Source organism: Bacteroidia bacterium (assembly GCA_039924845.1).
GTDB lineage: Bacteria > Bacteroidota > Bacteroidia > DATLTG01 > DATLTG01 > DATLTG01.
In genome coordinates, this window is record JBDTAC010000001.1 from 1 (window position 1) to 24,296 (window position 24,296).

Annotated in this window: 18 protein-coding genes and 1 rRNA gene; 2 read left to right on the forward strand and 17 right to left on the reverse strand. The window is 36.7% G+C overall.

What is annotated here, in order from left to right:
* The 6 genes from ABIZ51_00005 to ABIZ51_00030 all read right to left on the reverse strand — a co-directional run.
* Positions 1 to 610 (reverse strand): 16S ribosomal RNA (locus tag ABIZ51_00005); the annotation flags it as partial.
* A 498-nt stretch (positions 611 to 1,108) separates the two neighbouring features.
* Positions 1,109 to 1,819 (reverse strand): SDR family oxidoreductase, encoded by a 711-nt coding sequence (locus ABIZ51_00010; protein ID MEO7087157.1) that lies wholly within the window; start codon positions 1,817 to 1,819, stop codon positions 1,109 to 1,111.
* 6 nt (positions 1,820 to 1,825) lie between these two features.
* Positions 1,826 to 3,907, reverse strand: a complete 2,082-nt coding sequence (locus ABIZ51_00015) for a thiamine pyrophosphate-dependent enzyme (GenBank protein MEO7087158.1) — start codon at positions 3,905 to 3,907, stop codon at positions 1,826 to 1,828.
* Positions 3,908 to 3,933: 26 nt separating this feature from the next.
* Positions 3,934 to 4,698 (reverse strand): enoyl-CoA hydratase/isomerase family protein, encoded by a 765-nt coding sequence (locus tag ABIZ51_00020; GenBank protein MEO7087159.1) that lies wholly within the window; start codon positions 4,696 to 4,698, stop codon positions 3,934 to 3,936.
* A 143-nt stretch (positions 4,699 to 4,841) separates the two neighbouring features.
* A complete protein-coding gene (locus ABIZ51_00025) occupies positions 4,842 to 7,016 on the reverse strand; it encodes a hypothetical protein (GenBank protein ID MEO7087160.1) in 2,175 nt (724 codons plus the stop codon).
* Between the two features lie 226 nt (positions 7,017 to 7,242).
* Positions 7,243 to 8,043, reverse strand: a complete 801-nt coding sequence (locus ABIZ51_00030) for a carboxypeptidase-like regulatory domain-containing protein (GenBank protein MEO7087161.1) — start codon at positions 8,041 to 8,043, stop codon at positions 7,243 to 7,245.
* Between the two features lie 213 nt (positions 8,044 to 8,256).
* On the opposite strand from ABIZ51_00030, the gene ABIZ51_00035 reads away from it, so the two are divergent.
* Positions 8,257 to 8,706: a hypothetical protein gene (locus tag ABIZ51_00035; GenBank protein ID MEO7087162.1), complete on the forward strand. Its 450-nt coding sequence runs from the start codon at positions 8,257 to 8,259 to the stop codon at positions 8,704 to 8,706.
* Positions 8,707 to 8,770: 64 nt separating this feature from the next.
* Here the strand turns inward: ABIZ51_00035 and clpX are convergent, their stop codons facing one another.
* The 6 genes from clpX to dtd all read right to left on the reverse strand — a co-directional run bounded on the left by clpX (position 8,771) and on the right by dtd (position 13,689).
* A complete protein-coding gene (clpX, locus tag ABIZ51_00040) occupies positions 8,771 to 10,018 on the reverse strand; it encodes an ATP-dependent Clp protease ATP-binding subunit ClpX (GenBank protein ID MEO7087163.1) in 1,248 nt (415 codons plus the stop codon).
* Complete coding sequence (clpP, locus tag ABIZ51_00045) at positions 10,018 to 10,692, reverse strand: ATP-dependent Clp endopeptidase proteolytic subunit ClpP (protein MEO7087164.1); 675 nt, start codon at positions 10,690 to 10,692, stop codon at positions 10,018 to 10,020. The genes clpX and clpP overlap by 1 nt, the downstream gene beginning before the upstream one ends.
* A 23-nt stretch (positions 10,693 to 10,715) precedes the next feature.
* Entirely contained in the window at positions 10,716 to 12,059 is a 1,344-nt protein-coding gene (gene tig, locus ABIZ51_00050) for a trigger factor (protein MEO7087165.1), read from the reverse strand.
* 154 nt (positions 12,060 to 12,213) lie between these two features.
* On the reverse strand, positions 12,214 to 12,879 hold the full coding sequence (locus ABIZ51_00055; GenBank protein ID MEO7087166.1) for an NAD(P)H-binding protein: 666 nt from the start codon (positions 12,877 to 12,879) through the stop codon (positions 12,214 to 12,216).
* Positions 12,880 to 12,887: 8 nt separating this feature from the next.
* Entirely contained in the window at positions 12,888 to 13,235 is a 348-nt protein-coding gene (locus tag ABIZ51_00060; GenBank protein MEO7087167.1) for a nucleotide pyrophosphohydrolase, read from the reverse strand.
* 1 nt (position 13,236) lies between these two features.
* Positions 13,237 to 13,689, reverse strand: a complete 453-nt coding sequence (gene dtd / locus ABIZ51_00065; GenBank protein ID MEO7087168.1) for a D-aminoacyl-tRNA deacylase — start codon at positions 13,687 to 13,689, stop codon at positions 13,237 to 13,239.
* Positions 13,690 to 13,968: 279 nt separating this feature from the next.
* Between dtd and ABIZ51_00070 the strand changes: the two genes are divergently transcribed.
* On the forward strand, positions 13,969 to 15,168 hold the full coding sequence (locus tag ABIZ51_00070) for an OmpA family protein (protein MEO7087169.1): 1,200 nt from the start codon (positions 13,969 to 13,971) through the stop codon (positions 15,166 to 15,168).
* 48 nt (positions 15,169 to 15,216) lie between these two features.
* On the opposite strand, the gene ABIZ51_00075 is transcribed toward ABIZ51_00070, so the two are convergent.
* The 5 genes from ABIZ51_00075 to ABIZ51_00095 form a co-directional block, all read right to left on the reverse strand.
* The gene (locus tag ABIZ51_00075; protein MEO7087170.1) at positions 15,217 to 15,630 is read right to left on the reverse strand and encodes an EamA family transporter; all 414 of its coding nucleotides are present in this window, start codon (positions 15,628 to 15,630) and stop codon (positions 15,217 to 15,219) included.
* Between the two features lie 2 nt (positions 15,631 to 15,632).
* Positions 15,633 to 17,705 (reverse strand): pitrilysin family protein, encoded by a 2,073-nt coding sequence (locus ABIZ51_00080; protein MEO7087171.1) that lies wholly within the window; start codon positions 17,703 to 17,705, stop codon positions 15,633 to 15,635.
* 37 nt (positions 17,706 to 17,742) lie between these two features.
* Entirely contained in the window at positions 17,743 to 19,071 is a 1,329-nt protein-coding gene (locus ABIZ51_00085) for a pitrilysin family protein (GenBank protein ID MEO7087172.1), read from the reverse strand.
* Between the two features lie 177 nt (positions 19,072 to 19,248).
* Complete coding sequence (gene mfd / locus ABIZ51_00090) at positions 19,249 to 22,632, reverse strand: transcription-repair coupling factor (protein MEO7087173.1); 3,384 nt, start codon at positions 22,630 to 22,632, stop codon at positions 19,249 to 19,251.
* 184 nt (positions 22,633 to 22,816) lie between these two features.
* Positions 22,817 to 24,295 (reverse strand): hypothetical protein, encoded by a 1,479-nt coding sequence (locus tag ABIZ51_00095; protein ID MEO7087174.1) that lies wholly within the window; start codon positions 24,293 to 24,295, stop codon positions 22,817 to 22,819.
* Between the last annotated feature and the right edge of the window lies 1 nt (position 24,296).

Here is a 24,296-nt window from a genome sequence, read left to right on the forward strand (position 1 = left end):
CGAGAGATTTCACCACTGACTTATCATTCCGCCTACGCACCCTTTAAACCCAATGAATCCGGATAACGCTTGGATCCTCCGTATTACCGCGGCTGCTGGCACGGAGTTAGCCGATCCTTATTCTTACGGTACAATCAGCTCTCTACACGTAGAGGGGTTTTCTCCCGTTCAAAAGAAGTTTACAACCCATAGGGCCTTCATCCTTCACGCGGCATGGCTGGATCAGTGTTGCCACCATTGTCCAATATTCCTTACTGCTGCCTCCCGTAGGAGTCTGGTCCGTGTCTCAGTACCAGTGTGGGGGTTAATCCTCTCAGATCCCCTAGACATCGTAGCCTTGGTGAGCCATTACCTCACCAACTAGCTAATGTCACGCATGCCCATCTTTAACCGCCGGAGCTTTAATTATCAAACGATGCCGTTTAATAATACTATGGAGTATTAATTCCGATTTCTCGGAGCTATCTTCCAGTTAAAGGTAGGTTGCATACGCGTTACGCACCCGTGCGCCACTCGTCATCAAGTATTGCTACTCATGTTACCGTTCGACTTGCATGTATTAGGCCTGCCGCTAGCGTTCATCCTGAGCCAGGATCAAACTCTCCATTGTAAGTTTGATTTTTTCCATTAAAGGAAATGTCTCGGATTTGTTTCTCATCGGAATCTCGAATATGAATTCGAGAAACGAGGGATATTTACTATTTCTTTGGCTTCTTCAATACTTCAAAGAACTTTACTTCTTTATATTTTAATTCCCACTTTCAGGAACCAATTTCATTCGTATTCAATTTGCCTTTTTTAAAAGGGAGTGCAAAGATACTAATTTTTTCTTCTCTGCAACTATTTTCAAAATTATTTTAAAAATAATTTTTATTCCTTTTAAATATAATGGTTAATTATAAATAAACCTTCGCATTCATCACACTTTCATTCCCACTTTTATAAAGAACTGTTTTTTTAAGGGGATGCAAATGTAGAATCATTAATTTTATCTTGCAACACTTTCTATAACTATTTTTCATATTTATTCTTTTTATCAGATATATTATTGATTTACAAGGTAATAATTTTACGAAGAATATTTCCTTTTGGGCTTTATCAACACCTTTTAAGGGGTGGAAATAGAAACAGGAATGATTTTTCCGTTAAAATAACGATTACCATTTAGCGCAAAGCCCTTTATATAATCTGCCATTTGCACTGCATTTACGGGTGCAGTATATTCAGGAAACGCTTTCGAAAGCATCTCTGTTTGTACTGCTCCGAGCGCTAAACAATTCAAAAAAATATTTTTCGGACGCAGTTCTTCTGCTAAACATTCCGTTAAATTTACCAATGCTGCTTTGGAAGAGCTGTAGGCTGAAAGCCCTTTAAATTTGGCACTTCCCTGAAACCCTCCCATACTACTTATATTAACGACGTGCGTACTTCTTTCCTTTCCCATCATCGGCAACAGCGCTTGTATTAGGAACATTGGAGCAAACACATTTGTATTGTATGTATTTTGAACGTCTTGAAAAATTAATTTTTCAAACGTCCTATTGATAAGCGTTCCAGCGTTGTTTAATAAAATATCTACGGATTTTATCTCTTCGAAAAAATAATTTTTCAAAGTAGAGATCTTCGTTACATCAGATAAATCAAAGGTTACAGGAATTATTTTTGCAGCAGCATTTATCTTCGCGCATTCTTTTTGAAGTATTTTTAATTTCTCCGTATTACGCGCAATCGCAACAATAGTATGATTTCCATCTTTACAAAATGCCTTTACTGTTTCGAATCCAATTCCGCTACTGGCACCTGTTACAACAATATTCATATTGATTTAATAAGAAAGAATTTCTTGAATTTGTTTGCACACTTTGTCTGCATTCGGCAACATTGTGAACTCCAAAGTGGAATTAAGTGGAATAGCTGGCAAATTTTCCGAACCAATTATATCCACGGGTGCATCTAAATAGTGAAAGCATCTTTTTTGAATGCGTCCGGCTATACTTTGCGCGAAACTATTGTTAACAGGCTCTTCCGTAAGCACAATACATTTTCCATGCGTTTTCACGGAAGCAAAAATTGTATCTTCATCTAAAGGAGCGAGCGTTCGCAAATCAATAATTTCAATTTGATTTGGAAATTTTTTTGCAGCATTTTTTGCCCAATACACGCCCATTCCGTAAGTAATCACCGTAAGCGATTTTCCTTTTTCAATCATTGATTTTTCTGCTTCTTGCACTATTCGCGCTTTTCCGAAAGGAATAATATAATCTTCATCTGGCTCAATAGTTTTCGCATCTTCCGTTCCCTTTATTTTAGACCAATACAAGCCTTTATGTTCCAACATCACCACCGGATTGGGATCGTAATAGGCGGATTTCATTAAGCCTTTTAAATCGGCTCCAGTAGATGGATATGCAATTTTTATTCCTCGAATATTTGTCAAAACACTTTCTACACTGGACGAATGATAAGGACCTCCGCTGCCATATGCACCAATAGGAACGCGGATAATACAACTCACAGGCCATTTCCCGTTTGATAAATAACACGAACGACTTACCTCTGTGAAAAGTTGATTTAATCCAGGCCAAATGTAATCGGCAAACTGAACTTCAACAATCGGTTTACAGCCAGTAGCTGACATTCCGACTGTACTTCCAATAATAAATGCTTCTTGAATAGGTGTATTGAAAACGCGATCGTCTCCAAATTTTTGCGCCAATGTTGCTGCTTCTCTGAAAACTCCTCCAAGTCTGCCGCCCACGTCCTGTCCGTAAAGCAAACACTCTTTGTGTTTCGCCATTAATTCTTGCACTGCAAAAAGCGCGCAATCTACCATCACTGTTTTTTCTTTTCCTTTCGGCTCACGTTCTCCTTTTTCGATTGTAATCGGAGTTGGCGCAAAATCATGCGTAAATAAATCTGCTGGATGTGGATCTTCTGCTTTTAACGCTTTCTCATAATCTTCACGAACAAGCTTTTCAGCCAATTTTTCTATTTTATTTAATTCCTCCACATCAAAACCTTCCACAATAAGTTGATTGCGAAAACGCGGAAAAGGATCGCGTTTAGAGGCTTCTTCCAAATCATCACGATACCATTCTTTACGAACGCCAGAAGTATGATGATTGAGCAAAGGAACTTTTGCATGAATCATAAACGGACGTCTTTCTTTGCGAATAATTTCCAACACTTCTTTTATTGTTTCATACGATTTAAAAAAATCACTGCCGTCAATCGTACGTGTTTCCAAGCCTTTGAAGCCTTTCGCATATTCCGTTGCATCTTGCGCCCGCGTTTCCTTTGCATTCGCAGAAATATCCCATTCATTATCTTGAATCAAATAAAGTATCGGAAATTTTTTAAGCACCGCCATCTGAAAAGCTTCTGCCACTTCACCTTCCGTAATGGAAGCATCTCCGAGCGAGCAAACCATTAGTGGTTTTTCTCCTTCTTTATAAGAAGAAATTTTTTGTTTTTCTAAATATTGAATTCCCATCGCCACGCCAGTTGCAGGGATTGCTTGCATTCCAGTTGCCGAGGATTGATGTGGAATTTTAGGCATATTATCGCGCTTCAAACTGGGATGCGAATAATACGTTCTTCCGCCCGAAAACGGATCATCGCGTTTAGCCAACAGTTGAAGCATTAATTCATAAGGTTTCATCCCGATGCCCAATAAAATACTGTCATCGCGATAATAAGGAGCAACATAATCTTGCGGCTTTAATTGCAAACCCAAAGCAAGCTGTATCGCTTCGTGTCCGCGCGAAGTAGCATGCACGTATTTTGCGGTAATTTCTTTTTTGGCTTCGTATAATTCCGTCATTGCTTTTGCGGTACACATTAATTCAAATGCTTTTCGCAGAACGGTTTCAGGAATTACAGTTTGTATTTTTTTTGTTTCGATCATCGTCATAAACCTCCTTCTATTTTCATTTAAGCTTTCGCTTTAAATTTTTCAATTGCTTTTATAGTAAAATCAGATAACACTAATTTTCCGCTCATTTCGGCTCTTTCAATTAATAATTGATCCCAATTTTCCGTTCCTTGCCAAAATATTTTTTTTAATAACCGCATCGCTTCCGGGTTACTTTTAGAAAGTTTTTCTGCCAACGCATCAACGCCTTTATCTAATTCTTGAATCGAAGAAAATACTTCTGCATACAATCCTTTTTCTTTTGCCCATTTTGCAGTTTGCCATTCCGTTGCATTGATGGCGAGTGATGAAAATGCTGCGTTTCCAATTTTACGTTCCACCGCAGGACCAACTACGAAAGGTCCAATTCCAACCGCTAATTCACTTAATTTTACAGCAGCAGCTTCGGTGGCAAGCGTATAATCAGCTGCAGAAGCCAAGCCAACTCCACCGCCAACAGCTTTTCCTTGCACACGTGCAATTATAAATTTAGGTGATTTTCGCATCTCATTAATAACATTAGCAAATCCAGAGAAAAATCTTTTCCCAGTTTCGATATCTTTTATGGAAATTAATTCGTCAAAAGAAGCTCCTGCGCAAAAAGTTTTTTCTCCTTCACTTTTTAAAATAATCACTTTTGTCTCCGAATTATTACTGACACCATTTATTGTTGTTGCTAATTTATTGAGCAACGCTCCAGGTAAGGAATTACTTTGCGGGTGAAAAAAAGAAATAGTTGCTATTCCGTTTTCGATACTTGTTGTTACATTTCCGTTATCTGCCATTTTCTTTATTATTTTGAATTACAAAGTAATCGTTTTTTCATTGATATCGAAAAAACAGTTTGAAAAAATAATTTTTTGAAGCATAAAAAAAGCGTTTGAAAAATTAATTTTTCAAACGCTTTTAAAGATTTGTTTTTTATTTCTTAATGAACACGATTTTTCGAGGAGGAACCTTTTGCCGACACTCTCGTTCTAACTGTATTTTCTTTTGAAAGAGGTTGATCAACAATAGCAGAATGCGGAAATCTCAAATCTTGGAATTTAGAATCTAACACTCCATTTTTGTATGAATCTGACTCATTAGCAACTACATGATACGTAAATTTAGCATTAGATGAACCGCCCTTCAATTCTTTTACCGTAAAGCCGTTTGCTGTTTTGTCTGTAACATATACACCATTACAATCACCTTCTAATTGGATTATAACACGCAAAGGGTGTTGATCATTTACAGCAATATTTTTAGCGAAAATTGGATCTAAGTTAATATTAACAGAACCATTTGATAATTGACCTTCGCCATAATCTTCAAATAAAACCTCTGGAGCTTCTGGAGAAAACATCGTGCACATTGTTCCATTTTCATCTGGAACACTTTCTGATACAGTAGCTGGTCCTGTAGGACTATATACTTTATAATTTGTACCATTATATCTTGTAGCAACAAATACTTGTATTACGGTTCCTGTAATTGTACTATCTCCAAACTCTCCACCCGCACTTATAGTTGCATTAGAATTTGACGCTTTTCGTGCTTGACCATATACTCCAATATATTGTCCTGTAAATGCACCTCCACTACCTTGCGGTAAATAATTGGTAAGATTAGTGCCATTTCCAGCGCCTGCAACACCTGTACTACTGTTAGCCGCTGAACCGGTCTTTGTATTATAACCCCATACTCCAAAATCAGTATTTGTTTGTGTTACTCCAAACACACCAGTACCCAAAGAGTCAAAACCAAAAACACCATCACTACCACCTCCCAATGCTTGCCCTAAAACACCAATACCATTGGTATTATTTGGAGTAATGAGTCCAACTACACCAATACCTGCAGCATTGTTTTGTCCTTGCACACCCACACCTGTATTGGTAACAGAAGCACCAAGTACTCCTAAATTTCCACCTGCATCTTGCCCAACAACACCAATACCTCCATTGCTATATCCATCTATGGCAATAGCACCAAGTGGGTTAATAGCACCTGCCGTACCAGTTGCATAAGCAGAAAAAACATCATTTGCGGCAGCGGTAGTATTATTATAAACACCTGGTCCTGCAGAAAGAATTCTCATTCGCTCGTTAGTTGCAGCAGAACCACCCGTTTTTGTAACAAAACTTTGTGCATCCGTAGTACCTATAAAATTAGTACCAGCAGTGGTACCTAAATTACCTGTTGTTAACCAAGCCGCATTTGCGGAAGTAATAGGTCCGCCAGATCCAGCAGTACCGTTTACTGTAACTGTTCCATTTGTATTATATGTTACAGTAGAAAGTGTCCAACTTGGTCCTGTAGCACCTGTAGCACCAGTTGCTCCTTTTGCCCCCGCAACTCCTGCTGCTCCTGTAGCTCCAGTTGCTCCAGTTGCTCCGTTTGTTCCATTTGTTCCATTTGTTCCATTTGTTCCTGTAGCGCCAGTTGCTCCGTTTGCCCCTGCAACTCCAGTTGCTCCAGTTGCTCCATTAGTTCCGTTAGTCCCATTTGTTCCTGTAGCGCCTGTTGCACCTGTTACTCCGTTAGTTCCTGCAAGACCAGTTGCTCCAGTGGGACCTGTAGGTCCAGTTGCCCCAGTGGCACCCGGAGTACCTGCTCCGAAACCCGTTGCACCTGTTGCACCTGTGGGTCCTGTTGCGCCCGTAGCACCTGTTGTTCCTACACCTGTTGCTCCTGTAGCTCCTGTTGCGCCAGCAGTTCCAATACCTGTTGCACCAGTTGCTCCAGCAGGACCAGTTGCGCCTGGGCTACCTGCAGGACCAGTTGCACCTGGACTACCTGCAGGACCTGTCGGTCCGACAGAGCCGGAAGTAGCATTGCAAAGAGAAACCCATTTAGGAATAACTGCATTCCAATAAAAGAAACAAGCAGAATCCGTATCATATACCAACAAAGCATTTGCCGGCGTTACAATGGCTAAACGCTGTACAGCAGTCATTCTAGGAACAAGCATCCCTTGATTGATTGATTTTAACTCGAGTATAGAAGTAGGTGCAGGAGCATTTGTTCCAATACCTACATTATTTTGCGCATGAGACATTTCGCCAAAAAGCAAAAAGCAAGCTGCAAAAATCGTTTTACAAAGGGTAGTTTTTTTCATTTTAATTTTAATTTTAATAAATTTTTAATTATCACGAAAGATGAATCTATTATTTTTTGGTAAAACTACAACAAAATTTCAAACCTACAAATTTTTATTAAAATATTACGATAAAATTTTCTGATTACTTTATTTTACGAAGCAATTTATGAGGTTTGTGCTTAAAAAAAGGCGCTTGGAAAATTAATTTTCTAAGCGCCTTTTTGGGCTGAATAAAACAGTTCTGTTATGGGACAATCACATTGGAATTAATGGCATTAACACTAATGGCATTGTAAATCGTTCGTCCCGTGTTATAATCTTCATAAGAAGATGATGAAGCATAATTTACTGCGGCTCCATACACCGCGATATAGGCCATGGAACCTGTTGTAAATCCTGCACCATATAAATCAGTAGCCGGGACTTCAAGCGTAAAACTAACAGCTTTTGCTCTAACATTGGTTCCATAAGTGAGTAAATAATTAGCTGGCACAGCAGACGCAGAAGAAGTTGCACCAACAAAAACAGACATTTCTCTTGCTTGATTATCCGAACCAACTGTTCCTCTTACTTTAACATATTTAGTTGTATCTCCGCCAATAATTATCATCGTATCAACAGTTGTTACAGTAAGTGGACTAAAATTAGGTATTTGAGATATTTTTATATCCCTCTCTACGCCACCTCCTCCAACAAATCCTAACTGTTGCACTTCGTTGGAACCATACGAAGAATCACTGACAGTTATGCTATAAGTGCCAGTGCTCACATTGGCAAAAGAATAATGTCCTAACGAATCTGTTGTTGTGCTTACTGTAGTTGTTCCAACTAAAGAGACCTTCGCATTTTTCAGATTCGAAAAAAGTTTTGTCCCATACTGATTATAAAAGGAAATATAGCCGTAAATGCTTCCTTGTAAATTCGGACCGGAAGGTCCTTGCGACCCAGTAGGTCCTGCAGATCCATCTTTTGAACACGAAGAAAACATTAATCCGATAGAAATAGCTACCATAGAACCCATTGAAATAATTTTTTTTGCTTTCATTTTTTTTATTGATTTAAAGGTTGTTGATTTTTTTATCAAAGTGCAAAAGTACTTTTCTCCTTGTGAATTTTAAATGAAGATTATTAAAAAATTACGCATTCGTCCTTTTTTATGAGATGGTGGTGGGTCATAAATAATAATTTAGTCTAAATTATATTGCATTATGGCAAAATAATATCGTATATTTACAGTCCCAATTGATTTTGTACTCCCATGATCTATGAAATTCTAAAAAGTTTTGAAACAAAGTTTTCTCACCTTAAAAAAAAGGGATTGAGAGTGGATGGACTTGCCATCACTGATCCAAAAAGGAAAACTCACGTTATTAAAGTAACACGTCCCTTGATTTTCGATAACAGAGAATTACCGAGAATTTATCAAGGAATGATTGTAAAAACGAACATAAGCGGCGATTTGCCAAAAGAATTTGCAATTGATAGAACAAAAGAAGATTGGCATAAACGTGAATATATTTGGGCACCTGAACGTTTTGAGAAATTTGTGGAACGCTGCTCTGGCGAAATAAAAACAAAACTCGATAATCCAAAAATGACTAAAAGCGAAATGCTCGATGCACTTTGTTTTGGTAATTTCAAAGAACACAAAGTGAAATGCGACCAATTGATAAAGGAGGGAAAATTACCAGCCTATCATAAAAATTAATTTTTGGAATGCACTTGTTGTAATTTTCTCAGTCGCTTAACTTTCTTGTTTTCCAGCTAATGTTTTAAGCCACTCGTAGTTTGTTGAGTGAGGATTTTTTCAATTTTTCCTTCGCGTAAGACAAAGTGATTGCTATATTTGAAGATGATTTTTCGGAAGGAACTTCAAACATCGCATCCAACATAATGGCTTCGCAAATAGAGCGCAAACCGCGCGCACCCAGCTTAAATTCCATGGCTTTCTCCACAATTAAATCCAACACTCCTTTATCAAAACTGATATTCACTTTATCCATTTCAAACAATTTGGTGTATTGTTTTATTAATGAATTTTTCGGTTCCGTTAATATGCTACGCAACGATTCTTTGTCCAAGGGATTTAAAAAAGTAAGTATCGGCAATCGCCCAATCAATTCGGGAATTAAACCAAAACTTTTTAAATCTTGCGGACTTACATATTGCAATAAATTTTCTTTGTCAATTTGTTTGGATTCCGTATTCGTAGTAAATCCAAGCGTTTGTGTTTGAAGACGTCTCGCAATTTTTTTTTCAATTCCGTCGAAAGCACCTCCACAAATGAAAAGAATATTCTTGGTGTTTATCTGAATCATTTTTTGCTCCGGATGTTTTCGTCCGCCTTGCGGAGGAACGTTTACCACCGCGCCTTCTAACAACTTTAACAATCCTTGCTGCACGCCTTCTCCAGAAACATCTCGCGTAATGGAAGGATTATCGCTTTTACGTGCGATTTTATCAATTTCATCAATAAAAACAATTCCTCGTTCTGCAGCAGCAGCGTCATAATCGGCAGCTTGCAACAAACGCGACAAAATACTTTCCACGTCTTCTCCCACATAACCAGCTTCGGTAAGCACCGTTGCATCCGCAATACAAAAAGGAACGTTTAGCATTCTCGCAATTGTGCGCGCCAACAAAGTTTTTCCTGTTCCCGTTTCACCCACCATAATTACATTCGATTTTTCAATCTCCACATCGTCCAATTTTTTTTGTTCGGATGGTTTTTGAATAAGTCGTTTGTAATGATTGTAAACCGCTACGGAAAGTACTTTCTTCGCTTCGTCTTGTCCGATAACGTATTCATCCAATTGCTTTTTTATCTCAATCGGTTTAAGCAAAGTAAGCGCCGCATGAATAGAATGTGTACTCTTTTCCTGCATTTCATCTTTCACAATTTTTTGCGCCTGTGTAATGCAATGATCACAAATATGTCCAGTGATTCCGGCAATTAAAACAGTAGTATCCTGTTTATCTCTGCCGCAAAAGGAACATTTTATATTGTTTTTATCAGCCATTATTTTGCCTTTACCAAAATCTCGTCAATCATACCGTATTCTTTGGCTTCTTGAGCTGTCATCCAATAATCGCGATCACTGTCTTTCCAAACTTTTTCATACGTTTGGTTGGAATGCTTCGCGATAATTTCGTACAATTCTTTTTTTAATTTCTGAATTTCGCGTGCTGTAATTTCAATGTCGGATGCTTGCCCATCTGCGCCACCCATAGGTTGATGTATCATCACGCGTGAATGTTTCAACGCCGTACGTTTTTTCGGAGCACCAGCGCACATCAGCACAGCGCCCATGGAAGCTGCCATTCCTGTACAAATAGTTGCTACATCAGGAGCAATGTATTGCATCGTATCGTAAATCCCCAAACCTGCATAAACAGAGCCTCCTGGAGAATTCAAATAAATTTGAATGTCTTTTTTAGAATCCACCGATTCCAAAAACAATAATTGGGCTTGAATAATATTTGCCACGTAATCATTGATACCAACGCCCAAGAAAATGATCCTGTCCATCATCAAACGCGAAAAAACGTCCATCGTTGCCACGTTTAATTGACGTTCCTCAATAATTGTTGGTGAAATATATTCGCTTTGGATAGAAGTATATTTATCAAAAACATTGCTGTTAATGCCTTTGTGTTTAATGGCATATTTGCGAAATTCATCGTTGTTAAACATCGTTTTTCAGTTTTAAATTTATATTATGATTTTGAAAATTCTTCGTAAGATACCTCTTTTTCCTCGATTGTAAAGGTAGAAGTATAAAGTTTCATCGTTTTTTTCTCGTACAAATCGTTGTACACTTTTTTGGCTTCTTCTTCATTCGCTAAAACACGTTGCGCTGTTTTTTCAATTTCGTTTTCGTCGATATTGGCTTGTCCGGCTCTCAAATAATGCACTTTCACCAATTCTTTCACATAAGCAGTAGCTTCATCGTTGTCTACTTTAATTTGATGGTCTTTCAAAATTTTATTTTCGATGAGTTGCCATTTCAACATTTCAGCATAACCAACATATTCCGCGCTTATTTGCTCATACGTAAGTGGTTTTTCATTCACTTCCATCAACCATCTTTTCAAAAATTCATCTGGTAAGGAAATCGCTATTTTTTTCATCAAAGCCTCTACAATATCTCTTTTTAAACGTTTTTCGCTGTCGTTCGAAAACATTCCTGTTAATTCTTCTTTGATTTTTGCATTAAATTCTTCTTCCGTTTTCACGACATCTTTACCATAAACTTTGTCGAATAATTCTTGATTTTTTTCAGCAGGTGCCAAACGACTAATATTGGTTACGGTGTATTGAAAATTACATTTTAATTGTGCTGCTTTTTCTTTATCGATACCCAACATCGCTGCTAAATCAGTCATGTTTTCGCTGAGTTTAGAAGATTCCACAATTACTTTATCGCCTTTTTTCAAACCGATAATTTGTTTTTTCAGCCCTTCATTTTTGATACGTTCCACCGCCAATGAAGACGATTTAAAAATACCGCCCGGAACAATATTTCCGGCAGCGTCCAATTCCACAAAATCTCCAAATAAAATATCGTCAGCTTCGGAGACCTCAGCCGTTGCTACTTTTCCGTAACGTTTGTAAATATCCGAAGCGTATTTATTAATCAATTCATCGTCAATACGAACAATGTATTTATTAAATTTTTCCTTCGCAGAAAGTTCCACATTAAATTTCGGAGCCAATCCAATTTCATACGTAAATTCAAAATCTTTTTGATTGTCCCAATCAATTTGCTTTTCTGCATCGTGCTTTGGCAAAGGATTTCCGAGTGCTTCAATATTATTTTCGGTAATATATTTATATAGATTTTCCTGCAATAATTTATTGATTTCATCTACCAACAATGATTTTCCGTACATTTTTTTTATCATTCCGGAAGGCACTTTTCCAGGTCTAAAACCAGGCATATTGGCTTTTTTCTGATATGTTTTTAAAGCCGCGTCCACCTTTGTTTCGTAGTCTGCGGGCGTTACTTTTACTTTAATAACGGCATTAAGTTGATCTACTTCTTGTTTTGTAAAGTCCATTTTTTCAAATTTTGAGGATGCAAAGATATTATTTTATCAGGAAATAGCCGAATTTGGGTTTTCCAAAAATATAGTGCTTCGAAAAATTATTTTTTTGAAGCAAGAAATTTCAAGCTAAAAACGAGTTTGGAAAAATAATTTTTCAACCCTGTTTTTAGTCTTTTTCGAATTGTTGCAACGCATCTGATTCGTAAATAGTAGTTCCAAAATTATTTTTTTGAACGATGGAAATCATTGCTTTTGCAACTGTTTCCGCTTCAACGCCTTTGTATTTTTTTAAAGGTCCGAAAAATAAAAAACTAAATAATTTCATTGTTATCATCGCCAAGGCTTCTAAAAATCTTCGATCATTCCGATCTCCTAAAATAAGCGAAGGGCGAACAATGGAAAGACTTTCAAAACCCATCTCGGAAAATTTTTTTTCGATTATTCCTTTTGTATTGAGATAAAAATTACTTGATTTTTCATCGGCGTCTAAAGACGAAATCAAGACGCATTTTTTAATTCCATTTTGTCTCGCGAAAGCGGCAAATTGTGTAGGATATCCAAGATCTATTTTCAAAAAATTATTTTTTGAACCCGCTTTTTTTAGCGTCGCTCCGAAACAACAAAACAGTTCATCTCCCTTTATTAAAGGTGCGTAGCGTTCCATCGCATCAAAATCAATAATACAATGTTGAATTTTCTCACTCGGAAAAGAAACCGGTTTTCGCGCAAAAATTTTTATGCATGAATAATCTTCATTTTGCAACAATTGTTGCAAACAAAAATTGCCAACAAGTCCAGAAGCACCAATTATTACAGCTGTTTTTTTTGTCATTCGAAAAATTATTTTTTCAACACGTTTATTTTTTGTAATTTTTTATTTTGCAGATGTCTTATTTTGTCGCGTTTTGTTTTTTTCTCAATATTTTTTTGAAGTGCTTCCGTCAAATCAATTCCAGTTTGATTGGCGAGGCAAATCAACACAAATAAAACATCCGCTAATTCATCTGCCAATTCTTTTTTTGAATCCGATTTTTTAAAGGATTGCTCTCCGTATTTGCGTGCCATAATTCGCGCTACTTCTCCCACTTCTTCGGTTAAAATCGCCATGTTCGTTAATTCATTAAAATATCGAACGCCGTTCGTTTTTATCCATTCGTCCACTAATTTTTGCGCTTGTTGAATCGTCATTTTATTCTTTGTTTTTTGAATCAATTGTAATGGTAACCGGACCATCATTTATCAAATTTATTTTCATATCAGCGCCAAATATTCCACTTTTTATCGGCTTCGAAAAATTATTTTTCAAACACACTAAAAATGCTTCGTACAAAGGAATGGCAATTTCCGGTTTTGCCGCTTTCAGAAACGATGGACGGTTTCCTTTTTTAGTACTTGCATACAATGTAAACTGCGACACGACCAGAATTTCGCCATTTATTTCTTGTACCGAAAGATTCATCGCACCTTGTGCATCACTAAAAATGCGGAGTTTGCAAATTTTTTCGCAAAGCCATTCAATGTCTTCCTGATTGTCTGCCGCTTCAATTCCCAATAAAATCAGCAATCCTTTGGAAATGGAAGCCGTATTTTTTCCGTCAATTGTTACGCCGGCTTCGGAAACGCGCTGAATCACCATTTTCATTTTGAAAAAAATTTATCCGCGAATGTACGATTAGGAAATTAATTATCCGTTCTCGTAATAGAAATGCTTCATTTATCTAAAAAATATTTTTGGGAAAGTCTAAATAATCCTTTCCCTTCCTTTTCTTAAAAAAAAGATAGAAAAATGGGGTTTGAAAAATTATTTTTTTGAAAGGATTTTTTAATGTTGTATTTTTATCAAATACAAATCATCGTAGTAATTTATTGATGATAAAAAAAATAACATTTCTTCTTAACTAAATAGCAAAGTATGAGTTGTATGAAAAAATTATTCATCGTATTAATTGGAATAATGGTTTTCTTTTCCTTAAAAGCACAAGTAGCTTTATCACCTGTTTCGAATGATTGCCATAATCCTGTAAAACTTAGTGTTTTTGAAGAAACTAAATATGGTTTAACAGTATCTCCACAGGATGTTGGAAAAATAAAAGAATTGAAAGCAAGTAAGAATACCAATGCAAAGATGAATCATACTGCTTATTATTTGTTAACGATGGAACTGAATGGAGAATTGGTTTTTGATATTGTTCCGCAAGATTCTACCAATGATTATGACTTTATATTATATAAATATACCGATTCTACTTTTAGCAAAAATTTAGCTGCCGGAAAAATTAATCCGTTAAGGGCAAACCTTTCAAGAAATCAAAAAAATGGAATTACTGGATTATCCTTAACGGCAAAAAGCACATTTGTTGAAAAAGGAATTGGTTCTGCATATTCTAAATCAATCCAAGTTGAAAAAGGATCGCAATACATGCTCGTATTGGACAATGTTTATGCTAACGGGAAAGGTCATACTATTAAATTTAATTATTATAAAAATGTGGACATATCAGGTAAAATAATTAATGAGGAAAATGTACCAATGGAAACCAATATTCTATTTTCTGATTATCAAGGTACGGTATTGAAAAAAATAACGACCGGAAAGGACGGATCTTACGAAATTAAAACACCTATTAAAGAAAATCTTAATTATATCCTGACTTTTGAGAATGATAGTTCGTTTCTATCCACTGCCATTATTAACACCATAAAATTAAAAGACGATACTGTTTTTCCTCCACTAAAAACGGTTTTACAAAAACTAAAAAAAGGAAAAAAATTTACAGTTGGCAATATAAATTTTTATGGTAATTCGCCTATTTTGTTACCTGCATCAAATCCTTCGGTGGACGCTTTATTTCATTTAATGAAAGCAAATAAAAAAATGATTATTCAATTGGAAGGGCATGTAAATGATCCAAGTTACATCAATTCAAAAGACGATGACTATCAATTATCAAACAATAGATGCATTACAGTTCGTAATGATTTGATAAAAAGGGGGATTGATGGAAAAAGAATAACTTACAAAGGTCTGGGGGCATCGGGTTTGCTATATCCGTATCCAGAAAATGAAGCCGAAATGTCTGCAAACAGACGCGTTGTCGTTAATATTGTTTCACTTAATTAAATAATGAATTGTAAAAAAATTATTTTTTCGAGCAACAAAAAATCGCCTTCAAAAAATCATCACAACTGCACCACCAATAATCATGGCAACGCCAATAGCGGTTTTTAATGTGAAGGTTTCGTGCAAAATAAAAACAGAAAGCAATACCACAAACGCCACACTTAATTTATCGATGGCTGCTACTTGAAAGGCTTTACCCAGTTGCATTGCTTTGAAATAAAATATCCACGATAAACCAGTTGCAATGCCCGAAAGAATTAAAAACACCAATGTTGATTTTGTTATTTTTCCAAAATCACCGGAATTAGAGCGCGCAAAAAATATTCCCCACGTAACAACTAAAACAACCACTGTTCGGATAGCAGTTGCCAAATCAGAATTAATATTTTTAACACCCAGCTTTACTAAAATTGCCGTTAATGCTGCAAAAACTGCTGATAACAATCCGTAAATCCACCACATAACTATTTATTTTTTACTGTTGAAAAAACGTCGTCTTTAATTCCAGTGTTGATTTCAATGGAACTTACCTTCATCAAAAATGTTTGAGAACCGATGGTTTGCGAAATTAGATACGGATATTTTACATCGTTCACCGCTTTGTAATCGCTCATATCTGTTATTTGTATTTTATCTCCTTCTATTTGCGATACGCGCACTTTAAAACCACTGTTTACATCGTAATATTCGGTTTGTTTTTTACCTGTTGGCGATTCTACATCCAACACGTAGGCATCGTTTCCGTTTACTACATCTATGCCTTTTAATGTTAATTTGAAACCTAATTTTTCGTAATTCATTTCCAAATTTAAAGTGGATTGATTTTTTAATTCTTCCAACTCTTTCCCTTTCATCTCTTTGCTGTCGCCCATTCCAGACGTGATCCCTTTTGTTCCGTCAAAAATTTGCTTTTGATAAATCATTTTTCCTTTTCCCATCGACATAAAAAATTTATCGGGCGCTTTTTGATAATTCACAATTTCCAAATCCATTCCTTGTATGGAAGCCGTCATTTTTGTGGTTACATCTTTTATTTTATCGAGATTTTCTTTTCCGCCAATGGCTTTTACGTAATTGTCAATTACCGTTTCGGCAGTGATACCTGGCGGTACAGAGCGCATTGTTTTTTCTTCTTCTCCGTCCGTATTCAAAAAAATAATTTTTCCGGAGGCACTAAACTTAGCAAGTTTTGAAGCGATTTCCTCTTTATTTCCCACTACTAAAATAGTTGCATTTTGCGGCGTCATGTATTTCTGCGCCACTTCGTAAATGTCGTCGGGCGTAATTGCATTCAAATTTTTCAAATAATTGGTATAATAATCTGCGGGCAATTTATATTTCTCGATGTTGATGGCGTAGTTTGCCACTGTTTGCGGACTTTCCAAACCGATGGCAAAAATTCCAGTCATATAATTTTTAATACCTTGCAATTCATCATTGCCTACTTTTTCATCGCGCAATTTTTTCATCTCGTACAAAATTTGTGTTACGGAACTGTCGGTTACCGCATTTCTCACTTTCGCGAAAGCAGTGAAAGAACCCACCAATTCATCGTTACTCAAACTCGAATACGCGCCATACGTGTAGCCATGTTTTTCGCGTAAATCCAAAAACAACCGACACGATGCGCCACCACCTAAAATAGTATTCATCACTTTTGCTTTCAAGGCATCCGGATCGCTCGGCAATAAATTAATCGGATACGTAACATTCACAACCGATTGCACCGCTCCAGGTTTATTGACCACAATGACTTGATCTGCATCTGGCGCCTTCGGAACATCGTATTTTACAGAAGGAACATCGGCTTTTTGCCATTGTCTGAAATATTTTTCCGTTAGCTTTTTTGCTTTTTTAAAATTAATATCGCCCACAATAGCAAGGTACGCCACGTTGGGATGAAAATACGTTTTGTAATAATTTTCGCATTTATCCAAGGTAATATTTTTCACACTTTCTTTACTTTCAATTTCTCCGTATGGATGTTGTTTTCCAAAATCCACCACATCGCGAATACTCGATGCAATCGCGTCCGGATCATCTTCGCGATTTACAATTTGCGAGGTCATTTTCTTTTTTATCTTATCTAATTCTGTTTGTGTAAACTGAGCATTCATCAACTCATCCGACATAATGTCCAATAATTTATCTTGGTGTTGCACCAAACATTCGCCGTACATTCCTTCCGCAGAAGTAGAAAACGTAGCTCCGATAAAATCTACTTCGTTGTTCAATTCGTCTTTGCTACGTTTTTGCGTGCCAGTGCTCAATAATTCTCCTGCCGCATCTACATATCCTTTGCTATCGCCTTCCAATACTGGATTTACGTCTAACACCAACGAAAAAGCAACGCGCGGTAATTTATGATTTTCCACCACAAATACTTTTAAGCCGTTGGGTAAAACAAACGATTCAATATTTCCCAATTGTATTTTCGGAGCGGGTCCAGCAACAGGACGGACGCTTCTGTCCAATGTTTGCGCGGGTGAAATTATCACAGAGATAATCATTACTAAAAACGAAAAAATCTTTTTCATATCACTACTTTTTGGAATGAATTTTTATGTTGAAAATTTATTTTTTATGAGTCTTTGGAAGATAATAAAGTACCACGCGATTTTCTTTTGTCAAATATTTATTCGCCGCATTTTGAATGTCTTCGCGCGTTACGTCCATGTATTTTTTAATTTCATTGTTGATTAAATCTGTATTTCCAAAATACACATGATAATTGGATAAACTTTCTGCAATGCCTGCATTAGTAGCATTTTTATTGATAAATTGATTTTCAATTTGATTGCGTACTTTCTGAAATTGTTCTTCCGTAATCAGTTTTACTTTTACCGAATCAAATTCTGAATTCATCGCATTTTCAAGATCTTTCGGATCGACGCCCATATTTGCCACGCCAAACATCAAAGCCAAACCTGGATCTTCCGTAGGAATAGAAAAAGCTCCAGCAAAAACAGCTTTCTGTTCTTTGTCCACCACTTCTTTTTGCAATAAAGAACTTTTCCCTTGCGACAAAAGCGTGGTCAACATACTCACGGCATAAAAATCTTTCGAACTTTCGGCAGGAATATGATAGCCTTCTACCACCGCCGGAAGTTGAATATGATCATACACCGTATCGCGCACTTCTTTTGTTTTCATAGGTTCCACAACCGTAGGGCGCGGAATCAGACGCGTGCCTTTCGGGATATCCATAAAGTATTTTGCGATCATTTTTTTTGCTTGTTCTATATCTATATCTCCAGAAATAGAAAGCGTTGCATTTTGCGGCACATAAAAAGTTTTGTAAAAATCTCTGAACTCTGCAATGGTAGCTTTATTGATATTTTTATCCGTTCCTGTGGGCGTCCAACGATACGGATGCACAGTATAAGCATGTGCGTACATTTGGTTTAATATCGAGCCGTAAGGCGTATTCTCATTGCGTTCTTTCAATTCTTCTTTCACCACTTTGCGTTGCGTTTCCACGCCGGCAGAATCAATTTTGGCGTGCATCAAACGCTCGGATTCTAACCAAATTCCCAATTCCAATTGATTGGAAGGAAGAATTTCGTAAAAAAATGTGCGGTCAAAGGTTGTGTTTGCATTCAGCTCTCCGCCTGCATTTTGAACTATTTTCATGTATTCACCGCGTTTGATATTGTCCGAACCTTCAAACATTAAATGTTCGAAAAAATGAGCAAAACCAGTACGTGTAGAATCTTCATTTTTAGAACCCACGTGGTACAACATCGTAACGGCAACAATGGGTGTAGACGCATCTTTGTGTAAAATTACGTGCAAACCGTTCGGTAAATCGTACTCCGAAAAATTAATTTTCGGAACCTGTGCAAAAGCGTTTATCGCGAAAAGCATTGCTACGACAAAGGAAAGAGAAATTTGTTTCTTCATTTTATATTTTGAAATGTGTTGACGACAAATGTATAAAAAGGAACGTGAAAAAATATTTTTTTGAGCGGCAAAAAATTGATTTGAAGATTTGAAAATGAGTAGATGTGCCGATTGAAAATTATACCGCCATGCTGAAATAATTCAGCAGCAACGCCTTCAAAAAAATAATTTTTCAAATCAATTTTTATTCGGTTCTACTAATTCCGAAATTGTTTTTTTACGATTGATTTGCGAAAGCGCGTGAATAGCAGTTTCTATGCTATTGATGTGATCGAAAGAAAGCGTGAGTTTTGCATTGTTTTCTTTCATTTTACATGCGTGTGGATTTTTTTGTACGAATTGTAAAACTTGAGTAAACATTTCCGATTGATAAAACGGCGCATCTTGTTTGGAAATAAAATATCCAATTAGTTTTCCGGATTTCAACACTACTTTTTCCAAACCCAATTCCATCGCTATCCAACGCAAGCGAATGGTTCTGATGAGTTCGCGCGTAGCTTGCGGTACAACACCAAAACGATCTTTTAGTTGTTGTTCGAATAAGATTAATTCTTCTTCTTTTTGAAAATTATCCAACTCTCTGTAAAGTGAAAGTCGTTCGCCTGTATTTTGCACGTATTCCTCCGAAATCAACAATTCTAAATCGGTATCTATTTGACAATCTTTCACAAATTTTTGTGGACGATTTTGTTTGTTGGCAATCGCTTGTTCCTCGCCCATTTCTTCGGTTAATTCTTGCATCGCCTCGTCCAATATCTTGTGATACATTTCAAAACCAATTTCATTGATAAATCCGCTTTGCTCCGCTCCTAAAAGATTTCCAGCACCTCGAATATCTAAATCCCGCATCGAAATATTAAATCCACTTCCCAAATCAGAAAATTCTTCAATCGCTTTTAACCGTTTTCTCGCTTCTGGCGTTAGCGTAGAAAGCGGCGGCGTAATGAGATGACAAAATGCTTTTTTATTGGAACGCCCTACTCTACCGCGCATTTGATGCAAATCACTCAAACCGAAAAAATGCGCTTTGTCAATAATAATTGTATTCGCATTGGGAATATCCAATCCAGATTCGATAATACTTGTCGCCACTAACACATCCGTGTTTCCTTCAATAAAATCAAGCATCACTTCTTCCAATTTATGTCCTTCCATTTGTCCATGAGCAATAGCTACTTTGGCATCCGGGCAAAGTCGTTGAATCATTCCGGCAAGTTCTTTAATAGATTGTACGCGATTGTGAATGACAAAAGTTTGTCCGTTCCGCGACATTTCATACGCAATGGCATCTCGAAAAACTTCTTCGTGAAAAGAATGTAATTCTGTTTGCACAGGATGGCGATTTGGCGGTGGCGTATTGATAACCGATAAATCGCGCGCGCCCATCATCGAAAACTGCAAGGTGCGAGGAATCGGTGTAGCAGTAAGCGTAAGCGTATCTACATTGGTACTAATTGTTTTTAATTTTTCTTTAACAGAGACACCAAATTTTTGCTCTTCATCAATAATTAATAAGCCCAAATCTTTGAAAGAAACATTTTTTCCTGCCAAAATATGTGTGCCTATAAGTATATCAATTTCTCCTCTTGCTGTTTTTTCCAATACTTCTTTTTGCTCTTTCGCTGTTCGAAAACGATTGAGATAATCGACTTTACAAGGCATTTCTCCCAAACGTTCCTTAAATGTTTTATAATGTTGTAAAGCCAAGATAGTAGTAGGAACTAATACTGCCACTTGTTTACTATCAGCAACAGCTTTAAAAGCAGCACGAATTGCAATTTCTGTTTTTCCGAAACCAACATCTCCGCAAATAAGCCTATCCATGGGTGATTCCGACTCCATGTCTTTTTTCGTATCGACTGTTGCTTTTACCTGATCAGGCGTATCTTCATAAATAAAAGAGGCTTCCAATTCTGTTTGTAAATACGTATCGGGCGAAAAAGCAAGACCTTTTAGCGCTTTCCGTTTTGCGTAAAGCTGAATTAAATCGAACGCAATTTCTTTTACTTTTTTCTTTGTTTTTTGTTTTAGAACACTCCAAGAATTGGAGCCGAGTTTATTTATTTTCGGCTCTGCACCTTCTTTTCCAGAGTATTTTGCAATGCGATGAAGCGAATGAATGCTTACGTACAACAAATCATTGTCTCTGTACATTATGCGAATTACTTCTTGTTGTTTTCCATTCACATCCATTTTTTCCAGACCGGCAAAACGTCCAACACCGTGATCAATATGCGTTACAAAATCTCCTGGATGCAATCCTTTTAATTCTTTTAATGTGATGGCTTCGCTCGTTTTTTTGAAACCACTTTTAAGTCGAAAACGTGCATGGCGATTAAAAATTTGATGATCGGTATAACACGCAATTTTTAAATCATTGTCTGTAAAACCTTCCGAAAGTGTACCTGTATTTCCTTCCTGAAAAAATAAAGAATTGGTGCCTGAAACATCTTCAAAAATTTTATGTAAGCGCTCTAGTTGTTTCGGAGTGTCTGAAAAAATAATATTTTGAAAACCCTTTGCAATGTTGCCTTTTAAATGATCCAACAATAAATTAAAATTTTTATTAAAAGGAATTTGCGGAACAATATTATACTGAATTTCGATATCCGAATTAAAATAAAAATGCGATCCAAATTCGATTGTTTTAAAATTTTCTAATTGCTCGAAAAAAAGTTTTTTGCTGCTGTAAATTTCAGAAGGTTGTAATTGTTCAATGAGCGATTTTTTTTGTTCGTATATTTTTTCTGCTGCATCAAAAGCTTGTTCTATTTTATCAGCTGCATAAGCGGTGTCTTTGAGCCAAACAATGGTATTTTCTGGAATAAATTCAAAAAATGTTTGTCTGTTTTCTTGCGCTATTTTAATTTGCAAATTCGGAATAATGCTACAAGAGGAAACCGTTTGAACAGAAAGTTGCGTAGCTGCATCAAAACTACGAATAGAATCCACGCTGTTTCCCGAGAATTCGATACGATACGGAAGTTCGTTCGCAAAAGAAAAAATATCCACAATACCTCCACGTACCGAAAATTCGCCCGGTTCCGCTACATAATCCACACGATTAAAATGATATTCCAACACCACTTGCGTGATAAAATCAATCGAAATTTTTTCTCCCACTCGTAAAGAAAGTGTGTTTTTTTCGAGGTGTTTTTTAGTAACTACCTTTTCATTTAATGCTTCCGGATACGTTACAATAAGCGTATTCGATTTGGTTGAAATCGCACTCAACACTTCCGCTCTAAGCGAAATATTCGCATTGTCGGTATGCTCCGGATCGTACGCTTTTCGGTAAGAGGAAGGAAAGAAAAAAATATTTTTTCCGCCTGTATTATTTTCTAAATCATTTAAAAAATAAGCCGCCTCTTCTTTTTCTGTGAGAATAAAAAGATGCGTTTGCGGAATGGTTTTGCTAATGGCAGAAGCGACAAAAGATGCGGAAGAACCTATCAATCCTTTCAAACAGACATATTGCGCCCCGCCCGATTTTAACTTTTCAGTAAGTTGTAAAGTTTTGTCGGAAGAAATGTATTGTTGCAGAACGTTGTCAATCGCCACGTAAATCGTATTCGTAATAAATGCAAAAGTACGGAATCTGCTTTGATTTTATTAAATGAAAAATAATTTTTTAGGCGTTCAAAAAAATAATTTTTCAAAGATGAAAAAAGGTGCAAAAAAAAGTGCTCGAAAAAATAATTTTTCGAGCACGAGAATTTATTTTCCTACAAAAGGAATTCAAAAATTAATATCTAAACACAATTGTAACCATAAAACTGGAGTTGATCATGTGATTTTGAGCTGGATTTACCAAACTTGGATTATAGAGATAATACGTTTGATTGTACGTGTTGTAAACGTATGCAAAATCTACAAAATAATTATTGTTGTGAACACCAAAACCAGCTGTATAGCTTGTTTTTTGTCCGTTTATACCAGCATTTTCGGGATTGGAACTAAAAGGGTTTCCGTACAAAGCATATCCTGCGCGAATACTAATGGGAGGAACAATGCGGTATTCTGCTCCAACGCGAATATTTCCTGCTGCGGTATATTTGGTTTGAATACTATTATTTACATCCGTAAATGTACCAGGAGTAGAAGAGCCTAAACTGGCGGTGGAATAATCTTCAAACTCGTAATCAGCACTGAGCAAGCCCTTTTTAGCAATGATAAAAGCAATACTTCCTGTGGCACGCATGGGTGTTGCTAATGTATAATTATAATTTCCTTGCGGCGATTGGCTGTTGTATTGAATTCCTTTGTCATCCACAGCAGTTATAGAATTGGAATAGACATCGGTCATGTTGTACAAAGTAGGCGTATGAAATGATCCGCCAATTCGGATAAAATCGTTGAGCCGATAAATCAATCCGAACTTTAAATTAATACCAGTTCCTTCCGTACTGACATTGTCAGAATAAGAGTAATTGGATAAATGAGTTAAACTCTGATTAAGAATCGTTTCTGTATAGACAGAAGACTCATCGTAATGAATTCGATCAATTCCTACAGTACCACCTACAAAAAGTTTATTACCATAATTTCCACCAAAACTAATTACAGTTTCGCCCATAGAACCAGAAGTTACAATGGCTTTTTCTTGGGTGATGGGAGTTCCTTTAGGAATGCTGCTGTTTTGATATTGTGCCTGATTGCCAGGTACGGTATCAATTAAACCAATATTAAAAGCTAAGCCAGCTGAAAAAGGATTCAAATTGGCGTACGATGTTCCGTTAGCACCTGCCACAAAATCATCTAATTGAGAACTGCTATTATTTGTTCCTTTAATATCAATGCTGTTGTTAAAATTATTTTGTCGGTTATAACCGAAACCAAAATTAAAACTTACCCAGCGATTTTTATTTCCATTCTCTTCGCCACGATGATTTTTATACGTAGCAACTATTCCAGCATTTCCAAAATTGAAATTGTATTTGTTATCGCTGGTCGAATTTCCGTTGTAAGTAGCATCCGTTGTTTGATTGAAAAGGGAAGGCGTAAAAGAAATTTCCGTTTGTCGAAAAAGTGCAATCCCTGCTGGATTCTCACTCAAAGAGGAGAAATCTGCCCCCAAGGCTCCAAAAGCACCTCCCATACTGGAATATCTGGCTGTTCCACCAAAAGTAGTTTGAGAATAGCGCAAAACATCTAAATCATTTTGTGCGAAGGAGGATATGGACATAGCACACCCCACTCCAATTATAAAAATTATCTTTTTCATA